We start from the raw sequence: 26,361 nt of genomic DNA on the forward strand, positions 1-26,361 counted from the left end.
TTGAAAAACCGCGGAAAAAAGAATATTATGTATTATAGACATAAACTTTGTGACAAATTTCGGACATTTTTTTGCTCTGCTTCGTGAAGAATATCACAAACTTTTTCTTGTACTTATAAAATAAAAACTCATAAAGCAGTGGAAGATAAGAAAAAGCAGAAGAGTTTTCGAAAATACTAATAAAGGTGGAAGTGATACGCTTTGAAAAAGCCAAAAATAGTAATTCTAGGTGCCGGCTACGGCGGATTGATGGTGGCAACACGTTTGCAAAAGCAGGTTGGAGTGAATGAAGCAGAAATCGTATTAGTGAACAAGAATGACTATCACTATGAAACGACTTGGCTGCACGAAGCTTCTGCAGGTACTCTTCATCACGATCGAGTTCGCTATGATGTTAAAAATGTCATTGACCGAAACAAAATCGAATTTGTCCAGGGTACTGCTGTTGAAATTAAAACTGAAGAAAAGAAGGTCATCCTCGAGGAAGGCGAAGTAACCTATGACTACTTGGTCGTTTCACTTGGTGCTGAGCCGGAAACATTCGGCATCAAAGGCCTGGATGTACATGCTTTCTCTATTATAAATGTGAATGCTGCAAGACAGATCCGCGAGCATATTGAATATCAATTTGCCACTTACAATACTGAAGAAGAGAAAAAGGATGAAAGGCTGACAATTGTAGTCGGAGGCGCCGGCTTCACAGGCATTGAATTCCTTGGCGAGCTGGCAAACAGAGTGCCTGAGCTGTGCAAGGAATATGATGTGGACTACAGCAAGGTTAAGATCATCTGTGTTGAAGCTGCTCCTACGGTCCTTCCTGGCTTTGACCCTGAGCTTGTCAACTATGCAGTCTCCCACCTGGAGAAAAAGGGTGTTCAATTCCTGATTGGCACTGCCATCAAAGAATGCAATGAAGATGGAATCACGGTCGGAAAAGGCGACGAAGAAGTTGAGCACATCAAAGCAGGCACTGTCGTCTGGGCTGCAGGTGTTCGCGGCAACTCCATCATCGAAAATTCCGGCATTGAAGCGATGCGCGGACGTGTAAAGGTTCAGCCTGACCTAAGGGTTCCTGGCCATGAAGATCTATTCATCATCGGCGACTGCTCATTGATCATCAATGAAGAAATCAACCGTCCTTATCCTCCTACTGCCCAAATCGCCATGCAGCAGGGAGAGGTATGCGCGCGCAATATCGTTGCACTGATCCGCAACAAGGGTGAGCTTGAGACCTTCACTCCTGATATCAAAGGTACAGTATGTTCATTGGGCGAAGACGATGCCATTGGTGTGGCTTTCGGCAAGAAATTGGTAGGATCAAAGGCTTCCTTCATGAAGAAGATGATCGACAACCGTGCCCTCTTCATGATTGGCGGACCTGGACTTGTCCTGAAAAAAGGCAAATTCAATATCTTTTAATAAAAACTGCCGGGGATCATTTCCCCGGTATTTTTGTGTCCAAAAACCAATTAGAAGCAGAGCTCTGCTACAATAGAAAGATCATTATGCATGGAGGTCATAAACGTAATGGAGAGCAAACGTGGCAAAGTGTGGCTTGCTGTTTCAGGCCTGGTTATTTCACCGGAGGGAAAGTGGCTTTTAGTTAAGAAAAAATACGGCGGGCTGAAGGGCAAATGGTCGCTGCCTGCAGGCTTTGTTAATCCAGGGGAGACTGCCGATGAAGCAGCTGTAAGGGAAGTAAAGGAAGAAACGGGCATTGCAAGCAGGCCGGTCGGCATGATAGGGCTGAGGACTGGTGTGATCCGCGGCGAGGTCAGCGACAATATGATCCTTTTTCTTATGGCGCCTGAAAAAGGCCAAAGCATCACTGTCCAGGAAAGCGAGCTGATGGATGTGCAGTTTATGGATCCTGGAGAAGCAGCGGTCCATGAAGATGCCTCGATCCTCCTCAAGTATTTGACAGAACTTAATGAAGGGGCTGCCAAACAGCTGATAGACGGCGTAAACCCTGGCGACCACTTCGGATACTCCGCATATAAACTATTTTTATAATTTTCAGAAATTATTAGAATTCATTAGATATTGTAAGATAATCTAACATGTATGCGTTTACAGAAGGGCTTTTCCGGCTAATATGAAGCTTTCCATTTTCCTCAATCCTTGATATATTATCAGAAAATTCAGTGTGTAAAGGGGATGAGCAGGATGGCAGCAATGACTTATGAAACCAAAGAATGCGACTATTGTTCAGGGAAGGGCTATTTCCAGCTTTTATTAGGCGGCTCTGAAACATGCACCTGCTGCAACGGTTCCGGCAAAAAGAAAGGATAAAATAAAACCCTGCTGACTGCAGGGTTTTTCCGTGGCTGGATTTTCCTTCGGCAAGGCCTGAACAGTTATAGTTGTTAAAAAGTGTTCACAAAATTAAAATTGACTACCTTTCGGCCATTCAGTACACTTAAAAGTGATGTTTTAAGGGGGTACTGCCTGTGCAGATGACTATTTTTGTGTTGCCAATTTCAATGCTGCTATTTTTCGTTTTATTTTTTGGAATCGGTTTTATATTGAATATGCTGCTTAGAATGTCCTGGATCATGGCCATTATTTATCCAATCATCGCTATCCTGATTGTTGACCAGGTCCGTTTCATAGAATATTTCACCAACAGCGGTGAAGCATTTCCTGAGCTGGGAAGGCTTTTGTCAGAGCTCGCCATGGCTGATGTCCTGATTTTAAGCAGCGGGATGGCTGGTGCAGTTGCAGCCGGTATAACTATTAAACTGCTGAGAAGCAAAGGCTACAGAATGTTTTAATGTAAAAGCATTCCCCTATTGGGAGTGTTTTTTTTTCTCTGTGAAACACACCTTTTCATATGAATGAGTCTAAAATCAATACAGAATACCAACAGACCCTACTATTAAAAAATATAACAAAAGGCTGAGATAGGCGACTAAAAAACTTCAGAATCATAAATTTTATAATTTTTTTTTAGGAAATACCCTTCCTGTACTAAAACCTTGATACAGCAGGCTTTATATGAATTTTACTTCTAATACAGAAGCCGCGGTATTGCCTTAATTCCAATCCTCCCAGGAATACTTTTTCTAAAGTTGGGAAATGATTAACTTGGGAGGAGTGAATTATTATATGAATAGACTAAAAAAATGGACAAAGCGCATCATCATGTCAGTTTTATTTTTAGGGGCACTGCTTACCACCTTTCAATCCATATCCGGAGTAGGCGCGAAAACCCTTGAGTCCTATCAGTACGAAGGCGGCGGGGCAGCAGCTGAAATGGAAGATTATGCTTTCTCAGACCATACATATAAAACAATGGGACTTGCCTACAAATATCTTCCGAGGCTGGAAGCGAATGAGCTGATTTCCTCAGCGGAGGCGGTTACTGCCGAGCCACAGTCCTTGGAAGAAGCATTCAATTGGTCAGAATATCCCGCCAAATCTGTAGTGGCGACCGGCTATACGGCCTATTATGAATCAACAGGAAAGAATCCGGGGCACCCGTCCTTTGGCATTACATACTCTGGGGTCAAGGTAAAACGAGATCTGTACTCTACAGTAGCAGCAGACCTGAACGTTTTCCCGATCGGCACCATCCTGTTCATACCGGGTTATGGATACGGGGTCGTAGCTGACAAAGGCGGCGCCATCAAAGGTAATAAACTTGATCTATATTATGAAACCGTCGAAGACGTCTACAGCAGCTGGGGCAAAAAAACGCTTGATGTTTATGTGATTGAAGAGGGAGACGGAAGCCTGACTGAAGAGGAACTAAGCGCCCTTAACGAGAACGAATCCATGCAGGTATTCCGCCACCAGTACAGGGCTGTGGAGGAATAGGAAAAGCGGAGGCGGCTTGCCCGAGGCAGACAAGCATAAGCCACTTTAGGATAGAAGGCGGTCTTTGCCTTCAATCCTAAAGTGGCTTATGACTCGGGCCCTAGACGCCGGAGCTGGATCAAGCAAAGCTGATAAGCCTTGTTCAGTAGAGGAACGAGGAATTGAAAGTCCGAATTTGAGGCAGTCGCAAATAAATCCGGAAAGTCGCAAATAAAAGCCAAAAAAGAAAATAAAACTAAGAAAGAGGGAGGCCTGATCAAACGGCCTCCCTCTTTTTATCGCTAAAAGCATTCCGGATGCAGTATACGGGCGAGCCTTTCAGCGCCTTCAATCAGGCGGGGGGAAGGGCGGCAATACAGTTCTTCCTCCAGTACGAGGATTCTTTCATGTTTGACTGCCTCAAGTTCCTTCCATCCTGGCCTTTTCACGACAATCTCCGGCTTTACCTTTTCTTTGCGGACGCCTACCCATGCAAGACAGATATAATCAGGCTGGCGGCGGAGGACGTCATCCCAATCTGTCTGGACGCTGGCGAGTTCCACATCCCTGAACAGATTGACGGCGCCGGCAAGCTCGCTGATTTCAGTGAGCCAGTTGATGCTTCCAGGGGTGAAAACCGGCTTTGGCCACCATTCCCAGTAGAGGGAGGGTTTGTACCCGGCGCCTGCCGATTTTTCCTGCAGGCTTTTAATTTTCGTCCTGAATTCGCCGGCTGCCATTTCACCCAATCCGGGATATCCGGCAGCCTCGGCTGCTGTACTCAGGTCCCGTGCAATATCCTCAAGGCTTTGGGGATTAAGGGTAATGAAAGGCAGGTTCCTATTCCTTAATTCCCCGATATTTTTCTCCATCCCCGGCACGCTCAAGGATGCCAGTACGAGATCAGGCTTCAGCGCTTCAACCTTATCCATATCAATTGATAAATCAGGTCCGAGCCTTGGCAGATGAAGCACTTCCTCCGGCCAGTCAGAATAGTCATCGATTCCGACCAGAAGATGTGTCAGCCCGAGGTAAGCGATAATTTCTGTGTTGCTGGGACAGATAGATACTATTCTCATAAAAGTCTCCTTATAGATTAACTAGCATATCGAGAACAAGGGTCAAAGCAATCCCTGTCAGCCCCCCGAAAAACACTTCAATCGGTTTGTGGCCGAGGAGCTCCTTCAGTTCTTTCTGTTTTTCTTTTTCGGCCTTTTTCTGCCATACTTTCGCTTCTTCGACGAATTTATTAAAATCGTTCACAAGCTGATTCAGGACAATGGCCTGTTCACCTGCCTGCCTTCTTACACCGGTTGCATCAAACATCGTGATGATGGCAAATACAGCCGCCACCGCGAATACAGCAGAATCCATCCCGGTTTCCAGGGCGACTCCCGTGGAAAGGGCAGTGACGGCGGCCGAGTGGGAGCTGGGCATGCCTCCCGTGCTTGTCAAGAGTGACCAGTCCAGTCTCCTCGTCGCAATATACTGAATGGGCACCTTTACAAACTGTGCAAAAAAGATTGCGGCCAGTGCAGACCATAAAGGGAAGTTGAGCAATAAATCCATCGGGAAACCACCTTTTCATTTTTTGGCTGTTTTGCAGCTGCCTGGGCTGACAGGAAGCAAGTGGAGCTGGAACTTCCATTATGCCTCAGCTGCAGGGCGGAGTGCCCTTTTGTTTTTTATACCCGCCGGGGCGGAAGTTGAATACTGTAATTTATGTACATCTGATATGATATGGATAACCAGGAGTATGAATACATTCTGTGCAGGGGTGATTGCATGCTTTATCCCAAAGAATATTATGAGTTCTTCATCTGTTTCAATGAAGGCGACTATTACACTTGCCATGACCTTTTGGAGGAAATGTGGATGGAAGATAAAGCCAATCTGTTCTTCAAAGGGCTGCTGCAAATGAGTGTGGCCATCTACCATTACGAGTACGGCAATGTAAAAGGCGCCAGGCTCATGATGCGGGCTGCCCATTCTTATCTTCAATCCTACAGGCCGAAGCATTGGGGGCTGGACCTTGAAAAGGTGTACGGATTCATTTCTGCATGCCTCTCCATTATACCAGAGACTATAGATACAATTCCTTATGAGGAGGTAAAAACCCTTCCCGTCCTGCCTCATATCTATTTATTTTTGGAAGATGATTAGATTCTCGAAATAAATCACTTTATCCGATATAATATAGGTATTAATACTGGAGGTGATCAGAATGTATACAATCAAACAGGATTTGGACTTCGATGCCGGCCATGAGGCCCTTGTCATCGGATTATTTGATAAGCCTGCCAAGCTTGAAGGCAATCTGGCAAAGGCGGATGACATTTTTGAAGGAAATCTGACAGAACTGATGAAAAGCGGAGACATTTCAGCTAAGAAAAAAGCAGTCTCCAAAATACATACATTTGGCAAAACAGGAGTCAAAAGGATTTATTTTGTAGGGCTTGGAAAAGAAAAGGAACTGGATTTTGAAGTGCTGAGGGAAGCTTTCGGAAAGGTCTTTAAGCGTTTAAAAGAAGACAGGCTGCAGGAGGCTGCGCTTTATCTTGACTCATTTACAGCGGAGGATGCAGACGCAAATGATGCGGCGCATGCTGCAGCAGAAGCTTTCGAGCTTTCAGCATATGAATTCCAGGGCTATAAGCAAAAGTCTAATGAGCCTGAAAGGAAAGTCGAAAGCCTGACCGTGTACAGTACTGCAGATGAAGCTGAGGTTAAGGCTTCACTTGAAGTCGGGACTGCCCACGGAAAAGGGACAAACTCCGCGAGGACGCTTGTAAACCTTCCAGGTAATATGCTGACAGCAACAGATTTGGCGAACTACGCGCTTGAGCTCGCAGGCAGACATCACTTCGAAGCGGAAATTCTTGAAAAAGAAGATATGCTGAAGCTCGGCATGGGCGCACTTCTTGCCGTCAATCAGGGATCTTCTGAGCCTCCGAAAATGATTGTCCTGAAATACCAGGGCAGGGATGAGTGGACCGATGTGGTCGGTCTGGTCGGAAAAGGCATCACTTTTGATACAGGCGGCTATTCACTCAAGCCGAAAGACGGCATTGTCGGCATGAAGACCGATATGGGCGGAGCTGCCGCTGTGCTTGGCGCCATGGAAATCATTGGTGAACTGAAGCCGGCACAGAATGTTGTTGCCGTCATTCCGTCTACAGACAATATGGTGAGCGGTACTGCATTCAAGCCGGATGACGTTATCACTTCCATGAGCGGAAAAACGATTGAAGTACTGAATACAGATGCAGAAGGGCGCCTTGCTCTTGCTGATGCTGTCACCTATGCGAAGCATCATGGAGCAGGCTATCTGGTAGATGTAGCGACTTTGACAGGCGGTGTGATCGTCGCGCTTGGCAATGATACAACCGGCGCATTGGCGAATAATGAGGCTCTCTATGAGCAGGTGCTCGAAGCTTCATTTGAAGCCGGAGAACCGATCTGGAGGCTTCCATTATTTGAAAAAGACAAGGCACGCATCAGGAGCAGCAAGATTGCCGATCTGAACAACTCTCCTGGACGTGCAGGCCATGCCATCATGGGCGGGGGCTTTGTCGGGGAATTTGCCGAAGGGACTCCTTGGGTGCATTTGGATATTGCCGGCACTGCTACTGTTGACAAGGCGCATGATCTCGGTCCTTCCGGTGCCACCGGAGTGATGGCCAGAACACTTGCACTTATGGTAGAACGATTTGAGCCATTTGAATAAGAACTAATTTGGCCTGGCCCTCAAGGGGTCGGGCTTTTTTCATTTTTCAATATCACCCCTGCACCGTCCTCCAATCCCTGGAAGTCCCCCGGGATCATTGACAGGCCTGCCCCTGTATGGTATTTTAATATTTGTGTTTTAGTTCTTTACCAATTTATCAGAGTAAAGCAATCAAGGAGAAGCTTACACTTCTCAACCTGCTAAAACACGCTGAACTATTCATTCCATATACTTATACGTTTTTACATCAAGAGAGGGGATTTAACATGAATGCAGTAATTGCAGCTGTGCTTGTGATGCTGGCGCTGAGCCTTTTGCGTGTGAATGTTGTGTTTGCACTGATTGCAGGGGCATTGGTTGGCGGTTTGACTGGCGGGCTGTCTGTAGATAAAGTAATTGAAGTATTTACAAACGGGCTTGGAGGGAGTGCCGAGGTGGCCCTCAGCTATGCGCTTCTTGGCGGGTTTGCCGTTGCCATTTCCAAAACCGGGCTTCCCAACTTAATGGTGGACTGGGTGCTTGGGGTTGTCGGCAAAAACGGCGGATCCAAGGGAAAGGCCTATTCAAAGGCATTGATCGTGTTCGCGATTCTATTGATGGCCTGTTTTTCCCAGAACCTGATTCCCATTCACATTGCCTTTATTCCAATCTTAATACCGCCGCTTCTTCATGTTATGAATGAATTGAACATCGACCGGCGCCTGATTGCTTCAGTCCTGACATTCGGGCTGACTGCACCTTATATCCTGCTGCCTGCAGGCTTCGGGAAGATTTTCCACGAAATTTTGGCCAGCAATATGGCTGACAGCGGCCTTGTCATTGAAATGGGAGATATCCCAAAAGCGATGCTGATTCCGACTGCCGGTCTTGCAGCAGGCCTTATCATCGCAGTGTTCTTCTCATACCGTAAATCAAGAAGCTATGAGACTATCGAAATCGCTGCTCCGGAAAAAGGAAGCTATTCAAAAATGGCAATCCTGTTTTCCATCCTCGCCATTATCGCGGCACTTACAGTTCAGATTATCCTGGATTCTATGATATTCGGGGCGCTGAGCGGCATCCTGGTCATTTATATCAGCGGAGCAATCCGCTGGAGGGAAGCAGATGCCCTGTTGACCGAGGGAATGAAAATGATGGCTTTCATCGGCTTTGTCATGCTGGCGGCCTTTGGGTTTGCTGATGTGCTGAAAGAAACGGGCGATGTTGAGAGGCTTGTTGAGCAGGCAGCGGGAATTATCGGCGGCAGCAAGCCTCTTGCAGCTTTCCTTATGCTCCTTGTCGGCCTGCTCGTGACAATGGGCATCGGATCATCCTTCTCGACCATCCCGATTATTGCGACGATCTTTGTCCCGCTTGCCATGGAGCTTGGCTTCAGTCCAATGGCGACCATCGCTTTGGTCGGAACAGCTGCTGCTCTTGGTGACGCAGGGTCGCCGGCTTCAGACAGTACGCTCGGGCCGACGGCCGGGCTTAATGCTGATGGACAGCATAATCACATTTGGGATACATGTGTGCCAACCTTTGTGCACTATAATATTCCGCTGATTGCCTTTGGCTGGATTGCAGCAATGGTTCTATAATCAAGCAGAGGGGCTCCTGTAATGATGGAGCCCCTCTTTTTGCATATTCCTGTGTATGAACAGAAATATAGGATAATATATCCTTACATACAGAAGTGAATGGGGTGATTTTGCATGTATTTCGGAAAAGTAAGGAAAGGGGACGGGGGGCGTGTACCGCCGAACCAGAATGTGACCGCATCTTTTCCGGTCCTGCACCATGGCAATGTTCCTTATTACTCGAATCTGGATAACTGGTCGCTGCGGATCTTCGGGACAGTGGAAAAGGAAAAGGTAATCAGCTACAGTGATCTTCAAAAGCTGCCGCAGACAGAGTCCGGAAATGATATCCATTGTGTCACTGGCTGGTCAAAGCTGGATAATGTGTGGAGAGGTGTAGCTGCAAGTGAGATTGTCAGGCTGGTAAAGCTTAGAGCTGAAACATCATTTGTCATTCTGCATGCAGAGGAAGGATGGACGTCCAACCTGCCGCTTGCAGACTTCCTGAAGGAAACGAGCCTCCTGGCACACTCCCATAATGGCGAGACTCTTACCCCGGAACACGGATATCCGCTCCGCGCCGTCATTCCGCACCTTTACTTCTGGAAAAGCGCCAAATGGCTCCGCGGCATCGAGTTTTCTGCTGTGGATAAGCCTGGATTCTGGGAAAGAAATGGCTACCATAATTATGGGGATCCTTTCAAAGAAGAAAGGTTCAGCTTTGATTGACCTGGCCATGGAAAAAACCTCATCCCAATGAAGATGAGGTTTTTTATAAAAGATAAGCCCCACTATTAGCTGCAGCATCTCTTGAAGTAATCTGCAAACACAATTGAGGCAAACCCGTAATAGCTGCAGTGAGCTGTTGGTCCAAAAAGCTTCTCATAGTTCAAGGTATAAAACATCGTATCCCTCCATTGTCCAGATTTTAACTGCCGGAAGGCTCTGAGTGTTCATGGAGCCAATCGGTCAGGTAGGGAGGAAGCTGTCCGCCCGTTGCAAGATTGGCGTGCCCTCCATGCTGCAAGTGAAAAGTTCTGTCTCTGCTCGAAACGAGGCCGATCACAGGCTCAACCTGTTCTCTGGGAACCAGCCTGTCTCCTGCTGTTGCTACAGCAAGCAGGTTTGCCTGGATATTAGCCAGGTCGGCTTTTTTTCCGTCGATGATGAGAGAGCCGTCCATCAGGGAGTTCCTTCTCCCGAGCTCATGGAAAATTTGTTTTAAGGCTGCTCCGGAAAAAGGGATATGGCCCGATGTCCAGGTGTTGAACCTCTGCCACTTTTCTGTGTATTTCTCATCATATGAGCGGTTTAAAAGAGAGAGGTAGTGAGATAAGTAGATAGGTGAAGTAAGCAGCCGCATGCCGGCTTCCATTAAGGGGGCCGGGATGATTCCTAGTGCATCAATGACAGCGTCAAAATCGGCCCTGCCTGTTGAAACGGCTTCAATCCACTCATCATAGGCGGGCAGGATGCTGAAATCAATTGGTGTAACAAATAGAACCAGGTTCTTGATCGGCTCCTCTGAGATGCTTGCATAGATGGCTGCAATGGTCCCGCCAAGGCAAAAGCCCATAACTGTCAGCTCTGATGCCCCTGAGTGCCTGAGCGCTCTTGCGGCGGCTTTCGCAATATAATCCCTGATATAGTCGGTGATCGTCAGGTCTTTATCTTCATATCCCGGGGCGCCAAAATCAATAAGGTACACATCATAGCCTTTATTGACAAGTACCTCGATCATGCTTTCATTTGGTGCAAGGTCCAGGATATAAGGCTGGTTGATGAGTGAATAAATCAGGAACATGGGAGTGCTGTACTTTCTTTCCGCCGGGGGGTAATGCCATAAGACCGCTTTGTTCTTTTTCCAGACTGCCCTTCTGTATGTGCATCCCTGATCGGGCTGTGCTGCCGAGAGAGTCCGGAAAAATCCTCTCCATCTCTCCTGTTCCTTCTCGGACCAGAATCCATTGGAGCTGCTGCTATTATCTCCCATTACTTTTCGATCCTTTCAAAGGCAATCCGGATTGGATTTCAGCATTTTTCTGGATATTATCCAGAAGGATGCTGAGTGCCCTGGACCGTGCTTTCCGTCTCTTCTCAGCCGGACTGTCTTCTGGTTTTTTCCTGGAAGCCGCAGTTCCTGAATCATTAACAGATTCTGGTTTGGAGGAAGGTGCTTTCAATTGCGGGTTCTGACCGGATTTAGGAAGGTCCATAGCCGGGCTGTCCGGCTTTTCTGTTAAGCCTCCTGCCCCAAGCATTTCGACCGAACTTTTTATATCGGCAAGTGTACTGGACAGTGCCATCATTTGTTCGTCAAGCTGATCGACTTTTTCTTCAACCTGAATGGCCAGTTTTGCCACCCGGGCAACATCGTTCTTTGTAGGGAAGTTTAAAGGTATGGAAAGCAACTCAACCATATTCCTGCATTGGCTGATCATACTCGCGATTACAGCTGAATTCGAGCTGGCTGAAAGCAGAAGTTCTTCTTTATTCAGCTGCTTTTTTATCAGCTCATTTAGTTCAAATTCAAGCTTCATTCCCATTTTTTTTAATGAACTGAATAATTCCTGCGCTTGTTCATTTGACATTTCGCCTGCTCCTTTCCGCTGTTTTTCTAGATGGTTGCCGTCAAGCCGCCATCTACTACAAGCGTATGGCCTGTCACATAATCAGAAGCACTGGAAGCCAGAAACAACGCTGTTCCCTTTAAATCCTCATTCTTGCCAAACCTTCCGGCAGGTATTTTTTTCAGCAATATTTTATTGGTTTTTTCCATGGATGCCGTCATTTTTGTCGGAAACAGGCCCGGGGCAATACTGTTGACCTGGATGTTATAAGGAGCGAGCTTCACAGCCAGATCCTTTGTCAGCACCATCAGCGCCCCTTTACTGGTGTTGTATGCCGGTGTATCCAGGAAGCCGGATGGAGCCCCCCTGAATCCTGTGACAGATGCGATATTGATGATTTTTCCGCTGCCCTGATCCTTCATGGCTCTGGCAGCTGCCTGGGTAAACAGGAATGCGCCCTTCACATTTACATCCATCACTTTGTCCCATTTGTCTTCCGGGTAGTCCAGGAGCGGAGCGACCCAGGAAGTTCCGCTGTTATTGATCAGGATGTCAAGCCGGCCGAAATGGCTGATCGTTTCCGCGATGACAAAGCTGATATTGTTTTCATTGGTCACGTCGCATTCCAATGCCAATGACTGGGCTCCCATGGATGCCAGTTTCTTGCTGACAGTCTGGCACGCCTCAAGATTCCTGGAACAGACGACTATATTTGCTCCTGCCTCTGCAAGTGCATAGGCCATCTGCTCGCCGAGCCCCCGCCCGCCGCCGGTGACGATGGCCGTTTTATTGGACAAATCGAAAAGTTCTTTAGTATCCATTTATGATATCCCTCCTTATTGGAACAGCTGTAAGGCTACATATGATGAATTCTGGAATACCCTGCAGGCTGCCGATTTATGCTTCGCTATATTATAGACGAGCCATCATGCAAAAGTGCAGAAAATGGTTGTTCTCCCAGCGCCTTTTCTTGCCTGGGGAAAGTATAAAAACAGCCTGTTTGGGAAAAATCAAAAATGGAAGATTTCTGGTATGCAGGGAGGCGGCCGGATGGATGAAAAGCAGATAAGGGAAATATTCGATGAAGCGGGATATAGTGCACTTGGGCAGTCATTGAGCTTCAAGCTTTGGCTTTCAGGCGTGATGGAGCATTCCGGGGCAGGAGATAATCCGCTGGAGCTCCTTTTGGAAGCATGCTCTTTCGATGATGGTGAGCCGATCCTCTTCGACCAATTTCTGTTCCAGCTCCGGCTGGTCAGCTCTGCAGATGAACGGAATTGCCTTCCCATTGGTTATTGGCAGTGAAAAATAAGAAGCAAAGAAGAGGTGCTATCATGCAGAAAAATGCAAGAGGATATGTACAGGACTCATATGGATCCCTGAATCAGGCGAAAGATTCCCTGCAGCAGGCATTATCAACGGTAGAACAGGGTTCAAACCGTGAGCGCATCGAGGAATCCCTCCAGGCGGTCGAACAGGCACTGCAGGCGTGCGGACAAACGGCAGATATATTGGAACAAAAATAATGCTGAAAAACACAGGGGAGCTTCTCCTGTGTTTTTTTTTGCCGATGAAGAACAGCCCGGCGGTGAATGCCCCGGAAAGCGGACAAATGCCCAGTCCAAAAGGCATTCGCCTGCATATGTAGTAGTGTAGGGAAGAAAATAAGGAGGTAGACCTTTTATGCATCCATATAGAGCGCCATATTATGCTGGAGGCGGTTCAAGATTTTTCTTTGGGGCGCCGTTTGTAGGCGGATTGCTTGGAGGGCTTGTCGGCAGTGCACTGTTTTTTCCGCGGCCAAGGCCATACTTTTACCCGCCGCCATTTTACGGCCCGCCATACGGCGGAGGATATCCGTATTACTGATTGATGAAGGTATGAAGTGCCATTTAACAATAGACTCTTTCTTTTAAGGCTCTCTGGTCAGGAGAGCTTTTTTCTGTTGTGCTGAAATTCCTGCATCAGTGCTGCAGCCTGCACTTGCACTTACATCCATCTGAGCTTTAAGGTCAGGCTGCAGCACTGAGCATGGTCATCTTTTGCTTCAAATACCAGGGTGAGCCCGTCCGGTGTATATGTGACACGGGGCTGCGACTTAATTCCGGTTGCCTTGATCATCTCTTCTGCTTTTTTTGTCTGGGATTGCTGGGCAGCTGACATCAGATCATTGGAAAACTGCTTGGAAGTAGCCATCCTGTCAAGCAGTGACCTGGCATCACTCATTAGATCCTGCATATGCTTGGCCGAGCTCATAAAGGTGGCAGGATTGACAGAAGGAAACTGCCTCACGCTGGCTGTATAATAGAGCTGGCGGGGAGGCGGAGGAAAATGGCATACAGGCTGCGGGTAGCGGCTGATGCTGTTTCTTCTTCCGTAATAATAATGCGGAAACATTTATTTGGCTCCTTTCATGGAACATAATCCAGGTGCACCCATTCATTCCATCTATATGCGGCGGCCCCCTTTCTTACGATTGCCAGTGAAAAAAAAACTGTCAGCCATCTTAATCGGTTATGTGCTTTGCAGGAAGGAATATACATTTAAGTAGCATGAGCGTATTAGTATGGATTCATAAAGATAAAAGAGGGGTAAACAAGGGTAATGGAGAATTCTTAAATAGATGGAGAGCGGGGGAGGTGCTGAAGATGGAGCTGGATTATATTTTGCTGCTGATTGAAGAAAATGGCTATGTCGGCCTATTCCTGTGGCTCTGGTTCGGCGTCTTCGGCATCCCCGTCCCAAATGAAGTCATTGCCATGACAGTCGGGATGGTCTCCTCGATGAGTGTGCTTCATCCTCTTGGGGCTTTTCTAGTGACCTATGCCGGCATGACTGCCGCGCTGACGACCTGCTATACACTTGGCCGGTTTATCGGCCGGCCGCTGATCAAATATTTCCATAAAAGAAAACGGTTTGCAAAAATAATTGATGACTCTTTGAGGCTGATGGATAAGCATCATGCCTTTTCCCTTTCACTCAGCTATTTCATACCGGGGCTGCGCAATTTTGTCCCATTCCTCTATGGCTTCAGCAGGCTTCCATTCAAAACCTTCGCATTGTTTGCCTTCAGCGGGGCACTGCTCTGGCTTGCGGTTGCTTTCACTTTAGGATATCTGTTCGGCGATCATATAGATGCCATCATCCTTTATGGAAAAGAGGCGCTCTTGGCCGGTGCCGTCTTTGCGCTTATCATCCTCGTGATCAAGACACGCAGCAGAAGAAAAAAAGAAAAGCAAAGGGAGCTGGCGTGAGGGAGCTAAAAAAAGAAAAGGCAGCGTGCAAAAGCTGCCTTTTTGTGTGCTAATAGTGATGGCGGTGTTCAACCAGGTCAATGGCTCCCAGAACGATATGGGCAAGTCCGAAGCCGACGATGGTGTCGGACAGCGTGCTGTCTACTTTTCTGGATTGCTTCAGCGCGTAGCCTGTTGCTGTTACAGCTGTACCAAGAACTGCTGGAATTAAACCTTCACGGATATGATCCATAAATGAACACCCCTGTCTATGGTTTCGTCCATGTTTTTGCGGAACTTGATGGACATCTTTAGTTTGCCGCAGCAGGCTTTTTTTATTTAGCTTTGTTAAACATTATTGTTGATTTTGGGCTGCATTTCAGCTGTGCTGAAATGCAGCCCAAAATCAACAAGGTACACTAACGCAGCCTTTTATTTAAGCAGTTATTTTGTATTAAATTGGCGTTCACTGACTCCGAAGCAACACACTGCTCCCGGCCTTTGGGGCAGGGAATGAAGAGCAAGGATACTTTGCCAGGTTGTCTGTCACAAGGATTGAAGTTATAGTAAAAGTACATACATAGTCATGCACCATGGTTAAAAACATGGAGGGGGAACTGGAATGATGAAATTGGAGAATACGCTGATACATGCCTTAGGAATAGAAGTGACTGAGCTTGGGAAAGGGCATGTGACAGCGACCATGCCGGTCGATGAGAGGACCAGGCAGCCTTTCGGGCTTTTGCATGGCGGCGCCTCGGTGGCTTTGGCTGAAACGGTGGCCAGCATCGGTGCATTTGAATTAGTGGACCAGGAAAAACAAGCTGTGGTCGGCCTTGAGATCAACGCCAACCATATCAGGGCAAAAAAAGACGGAGTCGTCACTGCAGCTGCCACTGTTCTTCATCAGGGAAAATCAACAATGGTCTGGGATATCAAAATCACTGATGAAGAAGGGAAGCTTGTGTGTGTTTCAAGATGCACAATGGCGGTCATTCAAAGGAAATAGCAGCATCTGGGCATGAGAATAACAAGAAAAGCCATGAGGGATTCCCTCATGGCTTTTCTTGTTTGACGCTTACCTGTGAATTTTTCTTTGTTTTTAAATCATCCTGGACGCTTACATCCGCCAATGGGACACCTGCGTTATATGCTGCACGGCTGATCAGGTGGCCGGCAACAGGGGATGTCATAAAGATAAATACGATTCCCAGGATAAGCCTTGAGTTGAAATGCCCTTCTTCTGCATAAAAATAAAGGAAGGTCCCAAGCAGAACGGACATGACACCCAATGTAGCGGCTTTGGAGGCGGCGTGGTTACGTGTGTATACATCAGGCAGCCTGATTACTCCAAAAGCCGCTACAAGGCTGAGAAAGGCCCCTATCAGGATCAGGACTATGATGATGATTCTAATGATTTCGATCACGTTCAATAATAACCCCCTTTTCCAGATATTTCGAGAAGGCTACCGTGCCGATGAATGCAAGGATACCGATCAGCAGGATGATCTCCAGGAAAGCATTGGTTTTCAGCAAGATGGAAATGAGTGCAATGACAGCTACGAGATTGATCCCGATGGCATCGAGTGCCACGATTCTGTCAGGGATGGTTGGCCCCTTGATTACACGGTAGATAAGGCCGACCATGCTAACGGAAATGCAGAGCAGCGAAATTTGTACAATCACTTCCAGCATCACTTGCTCACCTCCATGATTGCTTTTTCAAAAGAATTCTTGATGCTGCTGACCGATTCATGGACATCCCCTATATCCATGGCGTGGATATAAAGGATTCTATTATCATCGGAAACATCGATGACCAGCGTTCCCGGCGTTAAAGTGATCAGTCCCGAAAGGACCGTGATTTCCCAGTCCTCGGTCAGCTCTGTTTCAAGAGCAAAGATGCCGGGCCTGATATCAAGCTTTGGCTTCAGGATTACCTTCAGTATGGCGATATTGGATAATATCAGCTCCCTCATAAAGATCAGCAGCAGATTCAGGACAGCCGCGACCCGGAGCAGATAAAAGCGTGAATCGAAGAACCGCCTGAATGCAAAGATGATCAGCAGCCCGAAGAAATAGCCGACAAGGAATGTTACCGGGTCATAAGAGACCTTAAGGAACATCCATACAAATGCTAAAAAGAAATTCAATAAAATTTGAAATGCCATATCATTACTCCTTTAAGACTGCATTGATATAGATATTTGGGTCCGAAAGAGTTTCAGCAGCCTGCGAGATATAAGGATAGATCACTTCTGTCCCGACTCCCATAAATACAGACAGGGCAGTGAGCATTACCGGAGCAATGAGCAATGTCCTTACAGGAGCTTTATCTTCATTTTTGTAGGAGCGGGGATTTCCCCAGAATCCATTGATGAAGATTTTCATGACTGAGAACAGTACCAGGAGGCTTGATAGAAGGACGATTCCTGCACCCCAATAGCGGCCGGCTTCAAATCCTCCCTGGACGATCAGGAGCTTTCCAATGAAGCCGCTGAGCGGAGGAATCCCCGCAAGGGCAAGTGCCGCAATGAAATAGGTCCAGGCAAGCCCGGGGTACCTTTTGATCAGCCCGCTGATATGGCGGAGGTTGCTTGTCCCCGTAATGCTGATGATGATTCCGACAAGCAGGAAGAGCGCTGCTTTAATGATCATATCGTGAATGATATAAAAGAGCGACCCGGCCAGTGAATCCGGAGTCATTGCCGCAATCCCGAATACGATGACCCCCACGGCCACAACAATATTGTAAATGATGATTCTTTTGACGTCCCAGTATGCAACTGCCCCTATCACCCCGAGGATGATGGTCAGCACTGCGAGTATACTGAGAATTTCATGAGTATACCCCTGGTCATGATAAAAGAAGAGAGTATACGTCCGCATGATGGAGTAGACTCCTACCTTGGTCAGCAGGGCGCCGAAGACGGCCATGACCGGGATGGGCGGTGCATAGTAAGAGCCCGGAAGCCAAAAGTAAAGCGGGAATATGGCGCCCTTCAGTCCGAACACGATAAGGAACAGAACTGCGACCACCGTCAAAATGCCAGGCTGCCCGAATGCTGCGATTTTCACGGAAATATCGGCCATGTTCAGGGATCCTACAATAGAATATAAATAGCCTACTGCAATGACGAACAAGGCTGATGATATGACGTTCACAAGAATATACTTGATGGATTCCCGAAGCTGGATCTTCGTCCCGCCGAGAACGATCAGGACATATGATGCCATGAGCATCACTTCGAAGAAAACAAACAGATTGAAAATATCCCCTGTAGTGAATGCCCCGTTGACGCCGACGATCAGAAACTGGAATACAGGGTAATAATAAAATTTCTCGCGGTCAATGCCAATGGATCTGAAAGAATAAATCAGGCAGGCCAGGGATATCAGGCTTGTTGTCAAAACAAGCAGGGCAGAAGCCATATCAGATACCAGCGTGATTCCGTAGGGCGCCTCCCAGCTGCCCAGATCGACTGTCTGAATGCCGTCATTGTGCACCTTCTGCACAAGCACGAAGGCAGCAGCAGCCGTAACTCCGGCAGATATCCCGGAAACCCAGCGCTGTGCAGGGACATTTTTAGCGAGAAAGATTAAAAGGATCGCTGTTGCCAGCGGGATGAGAATGGGAAGCATTAATAAGTTAGTCATTTCCTTCTTTTCCTCTCAATCTTTCCATATTATCTGTGCCAAGTTCCTGGTAGGCGCGGTAGGCCATAACCAGGAAGAAGGCTGTAACGCCAAAGCTGATAACGATGGCAGTAAGGATCAGGGCCTGGGGAATGGGATCAGCATAATTTTTAGCATGCTCCCCCAATAATGGCGGATTTCCCCTCTTCAAGCCCCCCATGGTAATCAATAGAAGATGGGCGCCATGGCTTAAAAGGCCTGTTCCAATAATGATTCTGAGCAAGCTTTTTGAAAGCATCAGATAAGTGGCAGACATAAACAGAATGCCAATGAGAACGGACATTAATATCTCCATTATTCATCCTCCCCTATTGTTTGAATAATGGTCATTGTAACTCCGACAACGACAAGGAATACACCGGTATCGAACAGTACTGCCGTGTGCAGGGAAGTTTTCCCGAGCAGGGGCAGATAGACATCCGTAAATTTGTGGGTCAGGAACGGGACATTGAACAGCAGTGCCCCAGCCCCGGTACCTACGGCAAATAAAAGACCGGTGGCAATCATATTTTTATAGTCGATCGGCAGAATATTTGCGACTGTCTTCATGTCAAAAGCGAGCAGGAGCAGCACGATGGCACCGGATGTCATCAACCCGCCGACAAACCCGCCGCCCGGATAATAGTGGCCGGCAAAGAACAGATGGATTGAAAACAGGATGATGATGAACAGGGCGACCTTCGTCACTGTCTGCAGTATGATATCGTTCGTTTTCACCCTTCATTCCTCCTTGCCAGGCGGAGCTTGATCATCGCGAAGATGCCGAGGGCGGCAATCCCGAGAACGCATATTTCAAACATGGTATCAAAGCCCCTGAAGTCAACCAGTATCACGTTGACCATATTTTTTCCTGCTGCTTCTTTATAAGTGTTTTCGATATAATAGCCTGCAATAGAGTCAACAAGCTTATTGCTGTGTGCAGATAGGGCGATCAGCGTGACGATGGCGCCAACCCCGATCGATACTGCAAGATTGACTGCTTTAAAGCGGATTCTCTCTTCATTCCGCTTCAGCTTCGGCAGGTGATAGAAGCAAAGCAGGAATAGCGAGACAGACACAGTTTCAATGACAAGCTGCGTCAAAGCAAGGTCTGGCGCCCTGAATAACACAAAGAACAGAGCTACTGTATATCCGACTGCACCGAGCAGGATGATCGATGTCAGCCTTGACTTGGCAAACAGGATAGATATGGATGCAGCGGCAATGATCAGCGCCAGCAGCACTTCATAGAAGCCGATTGAAGACAGATCATTTGTGCTCAGCTTAAAGGCATTCTTCCAGACAAGCGTCGTGCCAAGCAGCAGAATAAAGAATGTAAAGATGTACACAAGATATGTCCGGATAAACCCGTTCATATAGGTTCTTGTCAGGTTTGATGAGAAGGTCTGCATGCCTTCTATTCCGCCATCATAAAAGCGGTTGAGTGCAAGCTTCTCCGGGAACAGATCATAAATCTGGCGCCATTTGTCCAGTGTAGTATAAAGCAGTACTCCGAAAGCAATGACCCCAAGCGTCATGAAAAGCTCTGGAGTGAAGCCGTGCCAGAATGAAATATGCACGTCAAACACAAGGCCAGGCATGATCACTCCAAGGGCTGGAGCGATAATAGTGCTTGACAGGATATTCGGGAAGAATCCGATGATAACGACCAGTGAAGCCAGGATGATCGGCGAAATAAGCATGCCGAAAGGAGCTTCATGCGGTTTTTTATCGAGCTTTTCAGGCTGGAACTTTCCTGTGAATGTCTTAAATACAAGCACCATGCTGTAAATGAACGTAAACACGCTTGCAATCCAGGCAAGCACTGGGAATAAAATACCCCATGTATCCAGATTGAAGATATCCACCTCAAGAATGTTGACCATTCCGGTAAAGAACATTTCCTTGCTGAGGAACCCATTAAATGGAGGCAGGCCGGCCATTGAAAAGGCTCCAATCATTGCAAGGGTAAAGGTAATCGGCATAAAGCTCATTAGTCCGCCGAGCTTGCGGATATCCCTGGTCCCGGTTTCATGGTCAACGATGCCGACCACCATAAAGAGGCTTCCTTTAAAGGTGGCATGGTTGATCAAATGAAACACTGCCGCAGTTGTAGCTATCGTATATAGGCTGTCTTCCACGGTATCGTAATGCAGGGCAGCTGCACCAACTCCGAGGAGGGACATGATCAGTCCGAGCTGGCTGATGGTTGAAAAAGCAAGGATCCCTTTGAGGTCTGTCTGCTTGACGGCAGAAAAGGAACCCCAGAACAGCGTAACGATCCCGAAGGATGCCACAAGCCACAGCCAGATGCCGGACTCTGCAAAGACCGGGCTCATCCTGGCTACTAAATAGATGCCTGCTTTTACCATTGTCGCAGAATGGAGGTATGCACTGACAGGCGTCGGCGCCTCCATTGCGTCAGGAAGCCAGATATGAAACGGGAATTGTGCCGATTTTGTAAAAGCGCCCAGCAGGAAACAAAGCAGAGCAGGGACAAAGTACGGCTTTTCCATGATTTCAGAGGCCATCGGGACGATTTCGGAAATAGAGAAAGTTCCTGTCATCAGATAAAGCAGGATGATCCCGCCCAGCATAGCCAGTCCGCCAAGTACCGTGATCATCATCGATTTCTGGGCGCCGTAGCGGGACTTTTCCCTGTGGTACCAATAGCCGATCAGCAGGAAAGAAGAAAAGCTGGTCAGCTCCCAGAAAGCATACATGACTATCAGGTTATCGGATAGGACAACTCCCAGCATAGCCCCCATGAACAGGAGCAGATAAACATAAAAGGTGTTGAGCTTTTCTTTTTCCTTAGAAAGATAATAAATGGAATACAGCACCACTAATGCTCCGATGCCTGTGATTAAAAGGGCGAAAAGCAGCCCGAGGCCATCGACCCTGGCTGTAAAATCGATCCCGAAGGATGGAATCCAGGACAGGGTCCTGCTTACTGCCCCATTCGCTTTTGTTTCCGGCAGATAGCTGATGAAATAGCTGAAAAGCAGGATGGGCAGGGGCAATAGGAACCACCCGGTATGTATTTGCCTGAAATATTTATAGAAGAATGGTATAAATATGGCAAACAATAATGGCGACACAATCGCCAAATGCAGCAAAGACAACAATATGACCTCCTTTTTAATTGTAAGCGCACAGAATTGGTGCATGTGAGTCCTTGTCAGGAAGAAATTGATACATATCAAAGGCCTTTTCCCATTTGCGGCTGAAAGTATTCCAGGCTTGTGAAGAAAAGCTGTAAGCAGAGACGCGTATGTATACAATTATCTCCAATCTTTGTTATAAGATGCTCCGCACTTTATCTGCTCTAAGTTATGCCAGGGGAAAAAAATTCCTCCCGGAGACTGCCTCTGAACAAATTATAACCTAAATGGCACGGTCGTGCATTTGAGGAAACCTTATGCCGCAAGGATTCTCCCAACTTTATTAAATAGGTAGAAACAGGTTTGAAACCGGAAAAAATTTCGAAAAAAATCTGTATAAACTTAATAAAATGCATGCAAACTACGGGTAGGTGGTGGTTATGATGCATAAAAAAATACTCGCATCCATAATCCTCTTTGGGTTTTTGTTTGCCGGTGCATGGGTGCTGGAAGCAAAGGATAAAAGAGAATTTTTTTACTCTGATACAGAAGAAGAAATGGTAGAGGTTATGCCGGCTGAGTCTGGCCAGGGCCCTGATAAGAGAAAGATAAAAGCATTTGAATCAAGGGAATATGTAAGGGTGGAAGCAGGAGTGGATGTTTTGCCCCATAAATAAAGAGAGGATGAATAGTTCATCCTCTCTTAAGCCTGGCCGGCTGTCCCGGAGACTGACCTGCTTTTATTATGAAAAATCATGATCAGGACCGGTACTATGATAATGGCGGATAGCAGCAGCAGAAGCAGTGCAAGCGAGGCAGGTGTCAGCACTTTCGTGAAATCATGCATATATTCTTTGAAAAACTGTTCCACCCCGGAATTCCCCATCACATGTACAGAAGACAGGAATTCCTTCTTTTCAAGATCATAATAATACATTTCTCTTTTCTTAAAAAAGAAAATGGAATCGCGCTTTAATTCGAATTCAGTAAAAGCGACAGCGATCTTTGTGGAATATTCCTCAATCTTTTCCTCATTTTCCGGTGTGGCAGTGTCATCTGTCTGGATGATCTTTACCACGTCTCCATTCATTGTGATAAAGTCCTTGATTTCTGCTGAATCTTCATGATAATAGTGGACTGTACTTTGCATGTGATCTTCCAATGCCCCTTTGAATTCCTGCATCTCTTTTGGTGTGGACGCTGCCGGCCAATTCCAGGCAAACAGGAGGCAGGCTGTCAGCAAAGACGCGGGCAGGCAGATTCTCATTCTTTTCATTTTAAATCCCCCTTAATGTTAGCGCTTTCATTTTTTATTATCTTATTAAATGACTGCAGCTTTTAGAGCAGCTTTTTTGCCGGTTCCCTTTGTGCGGCCTGTACATCCGGCCAGACCAGCCGATAATGTTATTAGGGAATCTGTGACTAAGGGGGCTTCATATGAAAAATAAGTATTTGACCAGCTATTTCCCTTTAATGGCGATTTTGTTATTCAGTTTGTCTTTTTCGGCCATAGCGGAGAAGGAACTGCTGGGCTGGCTTTCGGGAATTGGTGTATATGAAGGCATGAAAGAGTTCTTTCCGGAGGCTGGCATAAAGCTTGCATTGCTCATCATCTGTATGGCCTGCTGCTTTATGATTTTTGCTGCCTTGAAGCTGATTGCAGACACCATCAACGGCCTTTCCCTGCTTTTCTTTTCGAAAGATGAAAGCGGAGAAGCAATCGCGAAAAGCCGGAGCGGATCAGTTATATATCTGGCCGGCGGTGCGCTGTCGCTTTTTAGCTTTTTCAGCTTTTACACTATGGCGGGAATTTTTCTTGCAGCGACTGTCATTTATTTCATTTACTTTGTCTATATTTCAGGCAGTTCCATCTCTCTGGCTGGACTGATCGGGATCATCTTCTTCCAGGTCATATCCTGGGCTTCTCTGCTTTCCATCCTTTTGTTTATAACATTGAAGCTATATAACAGCGTGATGGCTAGCCTTCCTGTATAGAGTACACAGCAAAAGCAGCAGAGTGCTTAATGCATCTCTGCTGCTTTATTTTAAGATAGCCTTCCAGATTAATAAGTGCGGAGCGAGCTTTTCGTATGATTCCATGCTTTCCGGCTGATCTTTGCCTACCCAAACTGCTGCCGTATATTCATCAGTGAGCCCCGCAAACCAATAATCTTTATAATCATTGGTGGTTCCTGTCTTGCCTCCTGTATAACCTCCTGGAAAATAGGCTTTCCTGCCGGTCCCAGATGAGATTGTTTCCTGCAGCAGCAGTCTCATCTTATCTATAGTTTCTTTGCTCCAGATTCTCACTGGCTGCTCTTCCCATGCATACAGCAGTTTGCCGTTTTTATCTGTGATCTTTTGGATGGCTCTTGGCGGCTGATAAAAGCCCTCATTGGCAAAAACGGTATACGCCCCTGCGAGTTCAAGGGGGGACACCCCCCTGCTGAATCCGCCGATTGCAGCAGCAAGGGACTGGTCTGCTTCCCCTACTTCACTGAATCCGAATTTATCCAGATCCTTGAAGCCTTCATCTATTCCTATCATGCTCAGCAACCTGACCGCAGGAGTATTATAGGAGTGGATAAAGGCTTGTTCCAGGCTCACCTTTCCATAATTTTTACCGCTGTAATTATGGGGGCAATAGCCGCTGATGCAGAGTGGGCCGGCATCCACCTTGGAATTTACTGCTGTGTGTGTCCTTTCCAGATAAGGGGCATACACAAGCAGAGGCTTGATGGCAGAGCCTGGCTGCCTGAAGGCCTGGTACCCTCTGTTGAAGTCATATTTCCTGTAATCCCGCCCGCCTGTAAGGGCAGCCAGCCCTCGGGTGCTGCTTTTGACGACTGCGGCAGCTGCTTCTGCCTCCTGATCAGGCAGATGGGCAGCAGCTGCATCCACAGCTTTTTGCTGCAGGGAAGGATCCAGTGAAGTGTGAATGATCACCCCGGATTGGAGGACCTGCTCCACTTTGCTATCCAGCTCTTCCTCTGAATCAGAGGGGATGCCTTCACTGATCCTGATCAATTCTTTCAGTTCAGCCTCGGCATAGGTTGTGTAATCCGGAAAAAGATCGACCCGGTCTGAAAGTGTGAAGGCAATCCTTTCGCCTTTAAGAGCCTTTGCCTCTTCGGGGGATATCTCTTCTTTCTCAGCAAGAACATCAATCAGCAGCTCCTGCCTTTTCTTCGTCCTGTCAAAGTGTTTGGACGGGTTATACAAGGCAGGATTGTTCGGGATGGCAGCCAAAAAAGCCAGCTGGGCATTGGTAAGATTCACGGCGGACGTTTGAAAATAAACCTGTGAAGCTGCCTCGATTCCGTATGCCCCATTTTGGAAATAGATGCTGTTTAAATAATAGGATAATATTTCTTCTTTGGAATACGTCCTCTCCATTTGGTAGGCATACAGCAGCTCTGTCAGCTTGCGGTTATATGTCTGCTCATGGGTCAGGTACAGGTTCCTGGCCAGCTGCTGTGTAATCGTGCTCCCGCCTTCCTCAATTGTGCCGTTATCTGCATTTGCAGCCAAGGCTCTGCCAATCGCAGCCAGATCGAATCCTTTATGCTCATAAAACCGCTCATCTTCCGAAGCAATCATCAGCTTCTTCAAAAATTCGGGAATATCTTCAGCAGCAAGCGGAATGCGGTTATAGGGAGTAAAGATTTCAGAAATCACACGGCCATCCTGATCAGTCATCAGGCTGGTCTGTGGAAATGATGCTGCATTAGTCACTTCAATCCTGCTGTCCAAAAAGCGGGGAAGGCTTTCCAGGCGGCTGGCCTCATCGGCCGCTTTATACACAGACAGCACAAAGAAAGGCAGGATGAAGGCGATTGTCAGATATCCCGTCAGTGTTTTCATGCCGGCTTCTCCGTTTCTTATGTAAGATATGCTATTCATGCCAGTTTCATAAATGGTGATATAGGTATTATCGGCATCATTCATTTTTTTGTGAGAATGATAAAATATAAAAGCAAGAAAGTTATTTGCGGAATAGTTAAAATACTTTTCTTTAATGATATAATAAATGGTAAATGATGTAATATAAATCAGGGAGGAGGGATGGTGATGAAAGACGGCAATCACTGCTTATTTATTGATTTTGAATTCACCATGCCTGAAAGAAACGAAAAGTTCAAAGGATTTTCTCCGGAGATCATCGAGGCAGGCGCCGTTTCTGTACTAAATGGGGCCATACTGGAGCAGTTCTCCTCTTTTGTGGCTCCCATCCATTTTCCGGAACTGTCTGAAAGATGCAAGTCTTTTTTACATATCAGCCAGGAGCAGGTGGATAAGGGGATTTCATTTGCGGACCTGATCTGCAGACTTGAGCAGATGGGCGGCAATAATGCTGATGAAATTGTAACCTGGGGCAATATGGATATGAAGGTGCTCCGCCAGAACTGCAGCCAGGCCGGGACCGCTTTTCCGTTTAAGGGGAAGGAAGTTGATTTGTCGATGGAGTATAAACGTTTTTTTGGCGATCAAAACCAAACCGGCCTATGGAAAGCGGTGAAGGAATATGGAAAGGAAGGAACAGGCAGGCACCACCGGGCACTGGATGATGCCCTGACAACCTATAAAATCTATCAGCTTGTAGAAAAAGATAAAAAATATCTCCAAAACCACGAGCCCACGACCATTGGTGACAGGATTGACCTTTCCAAACTTTTAAACCGCTTTGCATAAAAG

At 46.9% G+C, this 26,361-nt stretch carries 33 protein-coding genes; 17 read left to right on the forward strand and 16 right to left on the reverse strand.

From position 1 onward, the window contains the following. Positions 1–201: 201 nt before the first annotated feature. The 5 genes from CYJ37_RS10465 (at position 202) to CYJ37_RS10480 (ending at position 3,819) form a co-directional block, all read left to right on the forward strand. Positions 202–1,419, forward strand: a complete 1,218-nt coding sequence (locus CYJ37_RS10465) for an NAD(P)/FAD-dependent oxidoreductase (RefSeq protein WP_009791430.1) — start codon at positions 202–204, stop codon at positions 1,417–1,419. 108 nt (positions 1,420–1,527) lie between these two features. Continuing rightward, entirely contained in the window at positions 1,528–2,013 is a 486-nt protein-coding gene (locus CYJ37_RS10470) for an NUDIX domain-containing protein (RefSeq protein WP_022544340.1), read from the forward strand. Between the two features lie 153 nt (positions 2,014–2,166). Next, entirely contained in the window at positions 2,167–2,292 is a 126-nt protein-coding gene (locus CYJ37_RS27140; RefSeq protein WP_022544339.1) for a YuiA family protein, read from the forward strand. A gap of 158 nt (positions 2,293–2,450) precedes the next feature. Further along, a complete protein-coding gene (locus CYJ37_RS10475; RefSeq protein ID WP_022544338.1) occupies positions 2,451–2,774 on the forward strand; it encodes a YuiB family protein in 324 nt (107 codons plus the stop codon). A gap of 334 nt (positions 2,775–3,108) precedes the next feature. Next, complete coding sequence (locus tag CYJ37_RS10480) at positions 3,109–3,819, forward strand: 3D domain-containing protein (protein WP_101549585.1); 711 nt, start codon at positions 3,109–3,111, stop codon at positions 3,817–3,819. A 281-nt stretch (positions 3,820–4,100) separates the two neighbouring features. Here the strand turns inward: CYJ37_RS10480 and CYJ37_RS10485 are convergent, their stop codons facing one another. Continuing rightward, positions 4,101–4,877: a cobalamin-binding protein gene (locus CYJ37_RS10485; RefSeq protein ID WP_101549587.1), complete on the reverse strand. Its 777-nt coding sequence runs from the start codon at positions 4,875–4,877 to the stop codon at positions 4,101–4,103. Positions 4,878–4,887: 10 nt separating this feature from the next. Then, positions 4,888–5,367: a divergent PAP2 family protein gene (locus CYJ37_RS10490; RefSeq protein WP_009791424.1), complete on the reverse strand. Its 480-nt coding sequence runs from the start codon at positions 5,365–5,367 to the stop codon at positions 4,888–4,890. A gap of 216 nt (positions 5,368–5,583) precedes the next feature. On the opposite strand from CYJ37_RS10490, the gene CYJ37_RS10495 reads away from it, so the two are divergent. The 4 genes from CYJ37_RS10495 (at position 5,584) to CYJ37_RS10510 (ending at position 9,813) form a co-directional block, all read left to right on the forward strand. After that, on the forward strand, positions 5,584–5,961 hold the full coding sequence (locus tag CYJ37_RS10495) for a DUF309 domain-containing protein (protein WP_022544336.1): 378 nt from the start codon (positions 5,584–5,586) through the stop codon (positions 5,959–5,961). A gap of 61 nt (positions 5,962–6,022) precedes the next feature. Continuing rightward, a complete protein-coding gene (locus CYJ37_RS10500) occupies positions 6,023–7,525 on the forward strand; it encodes a leucyl aminopeptidase (RefSeq protein WP_101549589.1) in 1,503 nt (500 codons plus the stop codon). 266 nt (positions 7,526–7,791) lie between these two features. After that, positions 7,792–9,105, forward strand: coding sequence for a Na+/H+ antiporter family protein (locus tag CYJ37_RS10505; RefSeq protein ID WP_009795442.1), 1,314 nt, complete (start codon positions 7,792–7,794; stop codon positions 9,103–9,105). A gap of 114 nt (positions 9,106–9,219) precedes the next feature. Continuing rightward, a complete protein-coding gene (locus CYJ37_RS10510) occupies positions 9,220–9,813 on the forward strand; it encodes a sulfite oxidase-like oxidoreductase (RefSeq protein ID WP_101549590.1) in 594 nt (197 codons plus the stop codon). Between the two features lie 199 nt (positions 9,814–10,012). Here the strand turns inward: CYJ37_RS10510 and CYJ37_RS10515 are convergent, their stop codons facing one another. The 3 genes from CYJ37_RS10515 to CYJ37_RS10525 are packed head-to-tail and all read right to left on the reverse strand — an operon-like array spanning position 10,013 to position 12,475. Continuing rightward, entirely contained in the window at positions 10,013–11,077 is a 1,065-nt protein-coding gene (locus tag CYJ37_RS10515) for an alpha/beta fold hydrolase (RefSeq protein WP_101549591.1), read from the reverse strand. Beyond that, on the reverse strand, positions 11,067–11,675 hold the full coding sequence (locus CYJ37_RS10520; protein ID WP_009795439.1) for a hypothetical protein: 609 nt from the start codon (positions 11,673–11,675) through the stop codon (positions 11,067–11,069). Before CYJ37_RS10520 ends, CYJ37_RS10515 begins: the two co-directional genes overlap by 11 nt. A 26-nt stretch (positions 11,676–11,701) precedes the next feature. Beyond that, positions 11,702–12,475, reverse strand: coding sequence for an SDR family oxidoreductase (locus CYJ37_RS10525; protein ID WP_009795438.1), 774 nt, complete (start codon positions 12,473–12,475; stop codon positions 11,702–11,704). A gap of 229 nt (positions 12,476–12,704) precedes the next feature. Between CYJ37_RS10525 and CYJ37_RS10530 the strand changes: the two genes are divergently transcribed. The 3 genes from CYJ37_RS10530 (at position 12,705) to CYJ37_RS10540 (ending at position 13,523) form a co-directional block, all read left to right on the forward strand. Then, positions 12,705–12,959: a hypothetical protein gene (locus CYJ37_RS10530; protein ID WP_142385249.1), complete on the forward strand. Its 255-nt coding sequence runs from the start codon at positions 12,705–12,707 to the stop codon at positions 12,957–12,959. 29 nt (positions 12,960–12,988) lie between these two features. Beyond that, a complete protein-coding gene (locus CYJ37_RS10535; protein WP_022544333.1) occupies positions 12,989–13,180 on the forward strand; it encodes a hypothetical protein in 192 nt (63 codons plus the stop codon). A 157-nt stretch (positions 13,181–13,337) separates the two neighbouring features. Next, on the forward strand, positions 13,338–13,523 hold the full coding sequence (locus CYJ37_RS10540; RefSeq protein ID WP_022544332.1) for a hypothetical protein: 186 nt from the start codon (positions 13,338–13,340) through the stop codon (positions 13,521–13,523). Between the two features lie 120 nt (positions 13,524–13,643). On the opposite strand, the gene CYJ37_RS10545 is transcribed toward CYJ37_RS10540, so the two are convergent. Continuing rightward, a complete protein-coding gene (locus CYJ37_RS10545; protein WP_009795433.1) occupies positions 13,644–14,051 on the reverse strand; it encodes a hypothetical protein in 408 nt (135 codons plus the stop codon). 251 nt (positions 14,052–14,302) lie between these two features. Here CYJ37_RS10545 and CYJ37_RS10550 point away from each other — a divergent pair, with 251 nt between their 5' ends. Continuing rightward, positions 14,303–14,908, forward strand: coding sequence for a DedA family protein (locus CYJ37_RS10550; protein WP_009795432.1), 606 nt, complete (start codon positions 14,303–14,305; stop codon positions 14,906–14,908). Positions 14,909–14,957: 49 nt separating this feature from the next. On the opposite strand, the gene CYJ37_RS10555 is transcribed toward CYJ37_RS10550, so the two are convergent. Then, positions 14,958–15,140 carry a hypothetical protein gene (locus CYJ37_RS10555; protein ID WP_009795431.1) on the reverse strand — a complete coding sequence of 61 codons (183 nt, stop codon included), beginning with the start codon at positions 15,138–15,140 and terminating at the stop codon, positions 14,958–14,960. A 372-nt stretch (positions 15,141–15,512) separates the two neighbouring features. Between CYJ37_RS10555 and CYJ37_RS10560 the strand changes: the two genes are divergently transcribed. After that, complete coding sequence (locus tag CYJ37_RS10560; protein ID WP_035403284.1) at positions 15,513–15,896, forward strand: PaaI family thioesterase; 384 nt, start codon at positions 15,513–15,515, stop codon at positions 15,894–15,896. Between the two features lie 46 nt (positions 15,897–15,942). Here the strand turns inward: CYJ37_RS10560 and mnhG are convergent, their stop codons facing one another. The 7 genes from mnhG to CYJ37_RS10595 are packed head-to-tail and all read right to left on the reverse strand — an operon-like array spanning position 15,943 to position 21,687. Continuing rightward, positions 15,943–16,314 (reverse strand): monovalent cation/H(+) antiporter subunit G, encoded by a 372-nt coding sequence (gene mnhG / locus CYJ37_RS10565; protein WP_094769490.1) that lies wholly within the window; start codon positions 16,312–16,314, stop codon positions 15,943–15,945. Continuing rightward, on the reverse strand, positions 16,298–16,582 hold the full coding sequence (locus CYJ37_RS10570) for a Na(+)/H(+) antiporter subunit F1 (RefSeq protein ID WP_009795427.1): 285 nt from the start codon (positions 16,580–16,582) through the stop codon (positions 16,298–16,300). Before CYJ37_RS10570 ends, mnhG begins: the two co-directional genes overlap by 17 nt. Then, a complete protein-coding gene (locus tag CYJ37_RS10575; protein WP_009795426.1) occupies positions 16,582–17,058 on the reverse strand; it encodes a Na+/H+ antiporter subunit E in 477 nt (158 codons plus the stop codon). Before CYJ37_RS10575 ends, CYJ37_RS10570 begins: the two co-directional genes overlap by 1 nt. 4 nt (positions 17,059–17,062) lie before the next feature. Further along, the gene (locus CYJ37_RS10580; protein WP_101549595.1) at positions 17,063–18,544 is read right to left on the reverse strand and encodes a Na+/H+ antiporter subunit D; all 1,482 of its coding nucleotides are present in this window, start codon (positions 18,542–18,544) and stop codon (positions 17,063–17,065) included. After that, positions 18,537–18,878, reverse strand: a complete 342-nt coding sequence (locus CYJ37_RS10585; RefSeq protein ID WP_094769474.1) for a Na(+)/H(+) antiporter subunit C — start codon at positions 18,876–18,878, stop codon at positions 18,537–18,539. The genes CYJ37_RS10580 and CYJ37_RS10585 overlap by 8 nt, the downstream gene beginning before the upstream one ends. Continuing rightward, a complete protein-coding gene (locus CYJ37_RS10590; protein ID WP_094769475.1) occupies positions 18,878–19,300 on the reverse strand; it encodes a Na(+)/H(+) antiporter subunit B in 423 nt (140 codons plus the stop codon). The genes CYJ37_RS10585 and CYJ37_RS10590 overlap by 1 nt, the downstream gene beginning before the upstream one ends. Beyond that, positions 19,297–21,687 carry a Na+/H+ antiporter subunit A gene (locus tag CYJ37_RS10595; protein WP_101549596.1) on the reverse strand — a complete coding sequence of 797 codons (2,391 nt, stop codon included), beginning with the start codon at positions 21,685–21,687 and terminating at the stop codon, positions 19,297–19,299. The genes CYJ37_RS10590 and CYJ37_RS10595 overlap by 4 nt, the downstream gene beginning before the upstream one ends. A gap of 419 nt (positions 21,688–22,106) precedes the next feature. Between CYJ37_RS10595 and CYJ37_RS10600 the strand changes: the two genes are divergently transcribed. Further along, the gene (locus CYJ37_RS10600) at positions 22,107–22,343 is read left to right on the forward strand and encodes a hypothetical protein (RefSeq protein WP_009795421.1); all 237 of its coding nucleotides are present in this window, start codon (positions 22,107–22,109) and stop codon (positions 22,341–22,343) included. A 26-nt stretch (positions 22,344–22,369) separates the two neighbouring features. Here the strand turns inward: CYJ37_RS10600 and CYJ37_RS10605 are convergent, their stop codons facing one another. Continuing rightward, positions 22,370–22,942: a hypothetical protein gene (locus tag CYJ37_RS10605; protein ID WP_009795420.1), complete on the reverse strand. Its 573-nt coding sequence runs from the start codon at positions 22,940–22,942 to the stop codon at positions 22,370–22,372. 161 nt (positions 22,943–23,103) lie between these two features. Between CYJ37_RS10605 and CYJ37_RS10610 the strand changes: the two genes are divergently transcribed. After that, on the forward strand, positions 23,104–23,661 hold the full coding sequence (locus CYJ37_RS10610) for a YufK family protein (RefSeq protein WP_009795418.1): 558 nt from the start codon (positions 23,104–23,106) through the stop codon (positions 23,659–23,661). A 45-nt stretch (positions 23,662–23,706) separates the two neighbouring features. On the opposite strand, the gene CYJ37_RS10615 is transcribed toward CYJ37_RS10610, so the two are convergent. Further along, positions 23,707–25,530, reverse strand: a complete 1,824-nt coding sequence (locus tag CYJ37_RS10615; protein WP_035403276.1) for a transglycosylase domain-containing protein — start codon at positions 25,528–25,530, stop codon at positions 23,707–23,709. A 207-nt stretch (positions 25,531–25,737) separates the two neighbouring features. Here CYJ37_RS10615 and kapD point away from each other — a divergent pair, with 207 nt between their 5' ends. Beyond that, positions 25,738–26,358, forward strand: a complete 621-nt coding sequence (gene kapD, locus CYJ37_RS10620; RefSeq protein ID WP_009795416.1) for a 3'-5' exonuclease KapD — start codon at positions 25,738–25,740, stop codon at positions 26,356–26,358. The last annotated feature ends 3 nt before the right edge of the window (positions 26,359–26,361 follow it).

The sequence above is a fragment of the Bacillus sp. UMB0728 genome (genome assembly GCF_002858875.1).
In the GTDB taxonomy this organism is placed as follows: Bacteria; Bacillota; Bacilli; order Bacillales; family Cytobacillaceae; genus Bacillus_AB; species Bacillus_AB infantis.